Here is an 8,182-nt window from a genome sequence, read left to right on the forward strand (position 1 = left end):
TCTGCACCTGATAGGAGGTTTCTCTTTGTCACGAACTGTTGTAATCGATCCTGTCCTGCTGAGCAAAGTCAGTAAACCCGCCCGCTACGTGGGAGGAGAATGGAATAGTGTCGTAAAAAATCATGAAGACGTCAAACTGACGGTAGCCTATTGTTTCCCCGATGTGTATGAAGTGGCTATGAGCCATCTGGGACTGCGCATCCTCTATGCCCTGCTCAACGAACGGCAGGACGTGGCGGCTGAACGGGTCTATGCCCCCTGGCCGGATATGGAAGAGCTCATGCGCAGTAAAGGATATCCGCTTTTTTCACTGGAAACGAAGACGCCGGTCATTGATTTTGACTTCGTAGGATTTACACTGCAATATGAAATGAGCTTTACTAATATCCTCAATATGATGGATCTGGCAGGAATCCCACTGTTTTCCCGGGACCGGGGAGAAGACATGCCTCTCGTCGTTGCCGGAGGCCCTTGTGCCTATAATGCCGAACCACTGGCTGATTATATTGACTTGTTCTGTCTGGGCGAATCGGAGGAATCGGTACAGCTTCTGGCCGATACGATCATCGCCTGGAAAGAAGCAGGAAAACCGGGTGGCAAGAAGGGACTGTTGAAGCAGCTGGCCGGCCAGCAGGGAAATTATGTTCCCGCCTTTTATGAACCGACGTATGGTAGTGACGGCCAGTATCAGGGACTTACGGTCGTGGAAGAAGGCGTTCCGGCCCAGATTGAGAAGTGTGTCGTATCGGATGTGGAACATGTGTATTTTCCGACGAAACCTATCGTGCCCAATATCGACATCGTCCATAACCGGGCCGTACTGGAATTGTTCCGTGGCTGCAGCCGTGGCTGCCGCTTCTGCCAGGCCGGGATGCTCTATCGCCCGGTGCGGGAAAAATCGCCGCAGCGGCTGGTGCAACTGGCGAAGGATATTATAAAAAATTCCGGATACAACGAAATATCCCTTATGAGTCTGAGTTCAGCGGATTATTCCTGTCTTCCTGAACTGGTGGATCAACTGCTGGATGCCTTCAAAGACCAGAAAGTCAGTGTCAGCCTGCCATCTTTGCGTATTGACAGTTTTTCCATCGATATTGCCAAAAAGGTACAGCAGGTCCGTAAAAGCGGCCTGACACTGGCCCCGGAAGCGGGGACGCAGCGGCTGCGCGATGTCATCAATAAAGGCGTCACTGAAGAAAACCTCATGCAGGCCTGCGAAAATGCGTTTAAGAATGGCTGGTCTACAGTCAAGTTATATTTCATGATGGGCCTTCCTACGGAAACCGATGAAGACCTGGCCGGCATTGCCGACCTGGCCTATAAAGTATTGAATCTATACCGCCAGATTACCCATAAAAATAATGGGAAAGTGACCGTTTCCGTATCCAGTTTTGTACCCAAATCACATACGGCCTTCCAGTGGTATGGCCAGCTGCCGGTTGAAGAAATCCAGCGCCGTCAGCAATATCTCAAAGGGCTGATCCGGGACAAACATATATCCTATCACTACCATGATGCCAAAACGGGCCGTATGGAAGCCACCTTTGCCCGGGGAGACCGCCGCATGGGCCGCGTGCTCTATGAAGCGTGGAAACTGGGCTGTAAATTTGATGGCTGGACAGAATTGTTTGACTATGATAAATGGATGCAGGCCTTTAAGAATGCCGGCATCGATCCCGATTATTATGCCGCCCGTACGCGGTCTACGGAAGAACCACTTCCCTGGGATCATCTCTCCGATGGGGCGGGTAAAGCCTTTCTCAAGAAAGAATGGCAGAAAGCTGTCGAAGGCAGCCTGACTCATGACTGCCGCCATCTGAGCTGTACTGGCTGTGGCGTCTGTCCTTCGCTCGGTGTCCATGTCAAAGACTATAAGGAAGGAGACAGCCATGGAAAGATTACGTTTAGCTGTTAAAAAAGAAGGGGCACTGCAATTTCTTTCTCATTTGGATTTTGCCCGCTGTGTGCGCTACATCATCATCCGTGCCGGACTGCCTGTTTTGTATTCCGAAGGGTTCAACCCCCATATGAAACTGAGCTTTGCTTCGGCTCTGGGTGTCGGCGTCGGTGCCGATGTGGAATACCTCGATATGGAACTGGCAGAACCCGTACCCGTCACCGATGTCATAGAACGGATGAACGCTGCTTCGCCCGACGGTTTTTCCGTCCGGGACGGAAAGTACATCGATGCCAAAGCTCCCAAACTCATGGCAGTTGCCAACTATGCCGTGTATGATATCAAAGGACCCGCTGCGCGCCCGGTAAGTCAGGATGAACTGGACGGTATTCTCCAGGCATTCAATGAAGCGTCCGATGTGACCTATGAAAAGGTATCAGTCAAGAAAGGCCACAAAGTACGCCTTATAGCCGTGAAAAACCATATCGTCGAACCGGTGTCTGGCATAGTAGAAAAGGATGGCATCTGCCTTCGTGCGGGAATTCTGGAGACGGAAGACGGGGCTATCAAGCCGCAGCAGTTATGGGACGTGCTGATGGCACAGTTCGATCTGCCTGTACAGGCAGATCTCGTTCTGGCCTGGCGGCGAGGCATCTATGTCCGCAAAAATGGAACGAATTATTCGCTGTTTGATGGTGTATAGCATATAGTAAAAGACGGAAGGCAGCGTCATTGCAAAGGCAGGTGAAGACGGATGAAGACAATTATTGGCAATATCATGCCGGAGGAAACGAGGATAGCCATTCTGGAAGAAGGGATGCTGCGTGACTTTTCCGTAGAGCGGAATGATGAAAATCACATTGTCAATCATATATACAGAGGGACGATACAGAATATCCTGCCGGCTATGCAGGCCGCCTTTGTCAATATAGGACGCAGGAAAAATGCCTTTCTCTTCCTTGGCGACCTATTCCCGCGGGCAGCGACGAAGGAACAGATCCAGCAGACCCGCATTTCTGTCGGTCAGAGTGTTCTCGTCCAGGTCGTAAAGGAAGAACAGGGTAGCAAGGGCCCGAAAGTGACGGCCAATATCAGCCTGGCCGGCCGCTATGCCGTGCTGATGCCGACAGTGGATTATATCGGCGTTTCCAAGAAAATCCGCGATGAAAAGGAACGGGACCGCCTGCGTGCCATAGCCAGCCAGTTGAAACCGGAAGGCATGGGCATCATTATCCGGACCGTCGCCAGAGATATAGCAGAAAAGGACCTCACGGCGGATATTACGTATCTCCTGCATACGTGGCAAAGCGTACTGCGCCGGTACGAACTGGCACGCAAGCCCAAATTGCTGTACCGCGAAGCCGACCTGGTCATGAGGACAATCCGTGACTATTGTACGGATGATGTAAAAAAAATCATTGTCGATGACAAAGAAGCCTATGACAGAATATGTCAGGTCCTGCCCGATGATGGCTGGAGACAACGGGTCAGTCTGTATCAGGGTGATGAGCCCGTATTTGAATTGTACCATCTGGAAGAACAACTCCGCTGCCTGATGGCCCGGGAAGTGCCTCTTCCTTCCGGCGGCAATCTCATATTTGACAGGACCGAAGCATTGACTGTCATTGATGTCAACAGCAGCCGGTATACGGGGAGCAGCACTCTTCAGGATACGATTTTTCACGTCAATAAAGAGGCTGCCGTGGAAATTGCGCGCCAGCTGCGTCTCCGTGATATTGGAGGCATCATCATCATTGATTTCATCGATATGGCCCAGTCGAACCGGAGAAAGGAAATCCTGGACATCCTCGAACGGGAAACCGCCCAGGATTGTACCAAAACCCATGTCATGGGCATGACCGCATTGAATCTGGTAGAAATTACGCGGAAGAAATCACGCCAGGGACTTCATCAGGTCCAGTTCAGTCCGTGTAACGTCTGCGGCGGTTCGGGATATCTCTATTCTCCTGAAACGGTAGCTATCCAGATTATCCGGCGCCTTCGCCATATGGTACAGGTGCGTCACGTAAAAGGAGATTTCCTGATTAGTGCCCACCAGGACGTGGTGGATTTTCTGAAGGAACGGAAACGGCGGGAAAGACTGGAACAAGAATTATCGCGGACCCTCCACTTCGAAGTGTCCGATCATCCGAACCGGGAAGTCTTTTCTATCTTATCGTGGCATCCATAAAAGGAGGCGTCTCATATGAATCCAATCGTAAAGGCAGTGACGAGCTGCCTTTTTTTTGCAGGTATGTGCTCCAGTGTGCTGGCGGCAGATGGGCAAAACGCATATCTCCAGTCTAAAGTCCGGTATGAAGCGGCTATGGCATCGCTGGCATCGTACGACGATAAGCCGGGACAACTGGCAAAGTCGGAATACCGGGATGAAGGATGGCAGCTGGAGAGCGTTACCCGTATCAATAAGTCCTCACAGGTTGAATTTATCGTCTTACACAAAAAAGCCGTAGAAGAACACCCGGCCCGCTATATCCTGGCTATATCGGGAACAGTAGACAAAAAAGATATCAAAAGTGATTTGCGAACCCACTCAGTTCCCTTTCACCGGGAAGACGGACTGGAGTCCGGACGGGAAATCCCGTCAGTACACAAAGGCTTCGATGACTACGCCTGGACAATCCTCGATGCGGATCTCGGGGGAAAAAAAGTAGCAGATACATTGTCTTCCCTCATCGCCAACAGGCAAGCTGAACTGCTTGTGACGGGTCACAGCCTGGGTGGTGCTGCCGCCGCGCTCATCGGTGCCCGTATGGCAGATCGTGGTTATTCACCGGGAGATATACACGTTATCTCCTTTGGTGCGCCTGCTGTAGGAAACCAGGCCTTTGCAGATGCCTATGGACAGGCCATGAATCTGGAACGCGTTGTCATAGAAGGAGATCCGGTCCAGCATATCCTGCAGGCGCTGCATACACCGTATGATCAGTTTGGAACGAAAATTGTCTGGAAGGACAGTCCTGATTCGTATCATTTCCGCCATCGCATGATCGTCTATGCCGATGCAGCACTCCGTAACTATTATGATAGTTTGTGGGCGTATGAACAGCAGACCGGCAGCCCGGTTTTCATTGAACGACACCCTGTCGTCCATTCTGATATATACGTGGCGCCGCCTGTGTTCACCCTTGATGAAGATATCCAGGATGATATGCCGTATATGCGGGCCGTCATTCATCATACCTTGTATCGTTCTATCAATGGAGCGGCTTTTTCACCGGCCTTTGGCGAGTCTATGGCTGAATCGTGCCGGGCCGCAGCACGGCTGCACAAGCCGTATATCATGCAGGAATATATTACGGTACAAAAGCAGAAAGAAGAAGAACATACATACCGCATCAGCGTATCCCGGCATATATACGATCAGCAGGGGCGATTCCTGTCGGCAGAGGAGTACACCACCGATACGAGCCTGTTTACTCCGATTTTGGCAGTTCTATATTGTCAGAAGCAGATAAAAATATAGAGTTATAAAGAGTTAAAAACAGTTATTTACTATTTATAACTGTTATGTAAATGCCTGTGCGCTGGAATGGAGACATCCGTGTTTTCCATAAACGAAAAGAGGCGGCGACGAAATGAACGATTGGGTTCATTTCGTCGCCGCCTCTTACGGATATCCCTGTCAGGGGATGCATAGATCCGCCTCTATCAGGAAGACTATATAGTCTCTTACTGGATATAGAAGGTCATGCTGACGGTTTCACTCAGCGTGTTTGTACCGGCTTCGACCGGTGCCATATCGGCCGATTCGGCTTTCATCAGGCGGGCATTCATAGCTCCGGCGTAAACGCTGGAATAAGATGGCGTACGGCCGCTGATATTGATTTCTTTTACTTTTCCAAGCTGTCCGCCTGCAGCCGTAGCGGCAGCTTCAGCGGCACTGCGGCCGTTATGGACTGCTTCCTTTATCAAGTTGTTTTTAATGGTATCGGCGTGCTCATTGGTAAACGTCATTCCCATGACGCGGTTGGCACCGGCCTGGCCTGCTTTTTCGATGATGCGCGGGATAAGATCAAAATCAGAAACGCGGATGCGCAGATTGTTTGTCACGGTGTAAGAGACAATCTTCCTGCCATTCGTATCATAATTCGGGGTCATATTGAAGTTTGTCGTCTTCAGATCATCCTTAGTGACCCCAAGAGCCTTGACGGCATTGGCAACCTGGTTCATGACCAGGTTATTGTCACTGCGGGCTTTCTGGGCATTGCTGGCCGTGCTTTCCATGCCAATGGTGATGTAGGCTGTATCCGGGGCGACCTGTTGTTCTGCGTATCCCGTCACATTAATGACTGATGGGGCCTGTTCGGCTGCTTCTGTAACGGCAGGAGCAGCAGCGCTGGCTGTTGCCAGCAGGACTGTCAGGGTCAGAGCTTTTAAGAAACGATATTTCATATGTAGAGTACCTCCTTACTTTATTGTATCCTCATATTGGATTTCTGATAAGAATATTATACAGTAAAATGTCTCTTCTGAAAATACGACAAACGATATATAGAGCAATTAGTTTCAAATTGTGAAGAAACTGTGATATTCGTCCTGCATAGCCTCTCTGCTGCCACGGCGATTTACTGGTCTGCATAAAAATATGACTTGTAATTATGAACAGGGTGTACTATAATAAGCGAAGAATAAAAAGCTAGGGGCGCCGCAAGGCTGAGAATGACCCTTTAACCTGATTCGGGTAATGCCGACGTAGGGAAGCTGTTACCGGATATGATAGCTCACCCTGCGGGGGTGGGCTTTTTTGTTATGTATTTTTGGATATGTTTAGGAGGATGTGTCATGAACTACACCACACAGATGGATGCAGCACGTAAAGGTATCGTTACGCCGCAAATGGAAATCGTTGCTAAAAAGGAACAGATGCCTGTTGAAAAACTGATGGAACTCGTTGCCAGTGGCAAGGTAGCTATCCCTGCTAACAAACTGCATACGGCACTCAGCCCGGAAGGCATCGGCAAGAACTGCCGCACCAAAATCAACGTCAATCTCGGTGTATCGCCGGAACATAATAACCATGAAGAAGAACTGCAGAAAGTCCAGAGTGCTATCGATATGAAAGCCGAAGCCATCATGGATTTGTCCAACTTCGGCAAGACCCGTGATTTCCGTCGCAAACTGGTTGGCATGTCTACAGCTATGATCGGTACGGTACCGATGTACGACGCCGTCGGTATGCTCGATAAAGACCTGAAAGATATCACGGTCGACGAATTTTTCTCAGTCGTCGAACAACATGCTGAAGATGGTGTAGATTTCATGACTATCCACTGTGGCATGAACCAGAAAACAGCAGAACGGATTAAACGCAATCCGCGTCTGACGAACGTCGTTTCCCGTGGCGGTTCACTGCTCTTTGCCTGGATGGAAATGAATAAGAAAGAAAATCCGTTCTATGAATATTACGATCGTCTCCTCGACATCTGTGAAAAATATGACGTTACCCTGAGCCTGGGCGATGCCTGCCGTCCTGGCTGTACACACGATTCGACCGATGCCGCTCAGATTGAAGAACTGATTACGCTCGGCGAACTGACCAAACGCGCCTGGGACCACAACGTACAGGTCATGATCGAAGGCCCGGGCCACATGGTTCTCACAGAAATCGCTGCCAATATGAAGATTGAAAAGCGGCTCTGTCACGAAGCGCCTTTCTATGTATTGGGGCCATTGGTTACCGATATCGCGCCGGGCTATGACCACATTACCAGTGCCATCGGCGGTGCCATTGCTGGTTCCTGCGGCGCTGACTTCCTCTGCTATGTCACACCGGCTGAACATCTGCGCCTGCCGTCCGTAGAAGACGTCAAGGAAGGGATCATCGCTACCCGTCTGGCTGCTCATGCGGCAGATCTTGCTAAAGGTATCCCGGGTGCTCAGGAATGGGACGACGCCATGAGCAAGGCCCGTGTCGATGTTGACTTCGAAAAGATGATTTCCCTGGCCATTGACCCGGTCAAAGCCAGAAAATATTATGAATCGAGCAAACCAGAATGTGAAGGAACTTGCTCCATGTGCGGCCGTATGTGCCCGGCACGGACGATGAAGAAAATCCTGGCCGGAGAAGACGTATCTCTTCTCGATGAATGCTGATAGCAGCAGATAGTATTTCTCATAGATAAAGAAAACGGGATTGCCTGTGAAGGTTTGTACCAGCACAGGCAGTCCCGTTTTCCTTAGAGTATGATAGGGAAAGTTTGATGTATCATGAATGGTGCATTTTGTATATTATTTAACCTAATCCGCCAGAAGTCCTCCACCTCT

Annotated in this window: 6 protein-coding genes and 1 riboswitch; of the genes, 5 read left to right on the forward strand and 1 reads right to left on the reverse strand. The window is 50.1% G+C overall.

Features of this window, described 5'->3' with window-relative positions:
• Window positions 1-25 precede the first annotated feature (25 nt).
• Genes B2U90_RS06935 through B2U90_RS06950 form a run of 4 tightly spaced genes read left to right on the forward strand, consistent with a single transcriptional unit; the run spans window position 26 to window position 5,381 of the window.
• Window positions 26-1,915 carry a TIGR03960 family B12-binding radical SAM protein gene (locus B2U90_RS06935; protein WP_292017465.1) on the forward strand — a complete coding sequence of 630 codons (1,890 nt, stop codon included), beginning with the start codon at window positions 26-28 and terminating at the stop codon, window positions 1,913-1,915.
• The gene (locus tag B2U90_RS06940) at window positions 1,890-2,600 is read left to right on the forward strand and encodes a TIGR03936 family radical SAM-associated protein (RefSeq protein WP_292017466.1); all 711 of its coding nucleotides are present in this window, start codon (window positions 1,890-1,892) and stop codon (window positions 2,598-2,600) included. Before B2U90_RS06935 ends, B2U90_RS06940 begins: the two co-directional genes overlap by 26 nt.
• Window positions 2,601-2,651: 51 nt before the next feature.
• A complete protein-coding gene (locus B2U90_RS06945; RefSeq protein WP_075581100.1) occupies window positions 2,652-4,088 on the forward strand; it encodes an Rne/Rng family ribonuclease in 1,437 nt (478 codons plus the stop codon).
• A gap of 15 nt (window positions 4,089-4,103) precedes the next feature.
• On the forward strand, window positions 4,104-5,381 hold the full coding sequence (locus B2U90_RS06950; protein WP_292017467.1) for a lipase family protein: 1,278 nt from the start codon (window positions 4,104-4,106) through the stop codon (window positions 5,379-5,381).
• Window positions 5,382-5,587: 206 nt separating this feature from the next.
• Here the strand turns inward: B2U90_RS06950 and B2U90_RS06955 are convergent, their stop codons facing one another.
• Window positions 5,588-6,310 (reverse strand): SIMPL domain-containing protein, encoded by a 723-nt coding sequence (locus tag B2U90_RS06955; RefSeq protein ID WP_059075904.1) that lies wholly within the window; start codon window positions 6,308-6,310, stop codon window positions 5,588-5,590.
• 236 nt (window positions 6,311-6,546) lie between these two features.
• A riboswitch (TPP riboswitch) is annotated at window positions 6,547-6,634 on the forward strand.
• Between the two features lie 66 nt (window positions 6,635-6,700).
• Between B2U90_RS06955 and thiC the strand changes: the two genes are divergently transcribed.
• Window positions 6,701-8,011, forward strand: coding sequence for a phosphomethylpyrimidine synthase ThiC (gene thiC, locus B2U90_RS06960; RefSeq protein ID WP_059075905.1), 1,311 nt, complete (start codon window positions 6,701-6,703; stop codon window positions 8,009-8,011).
• Window positions 8,012-8,182: the final 171 nt, after the last annotated feature.

Source organism: Megasphaera sp. UBA4233 (assembly GCF_002395615.1).
GTDB lineage: Bacteria > Bacillota > Negativicutes > Veillonellales > Megasphaeraceae > Megasphaera > Megasphaera hexanoica.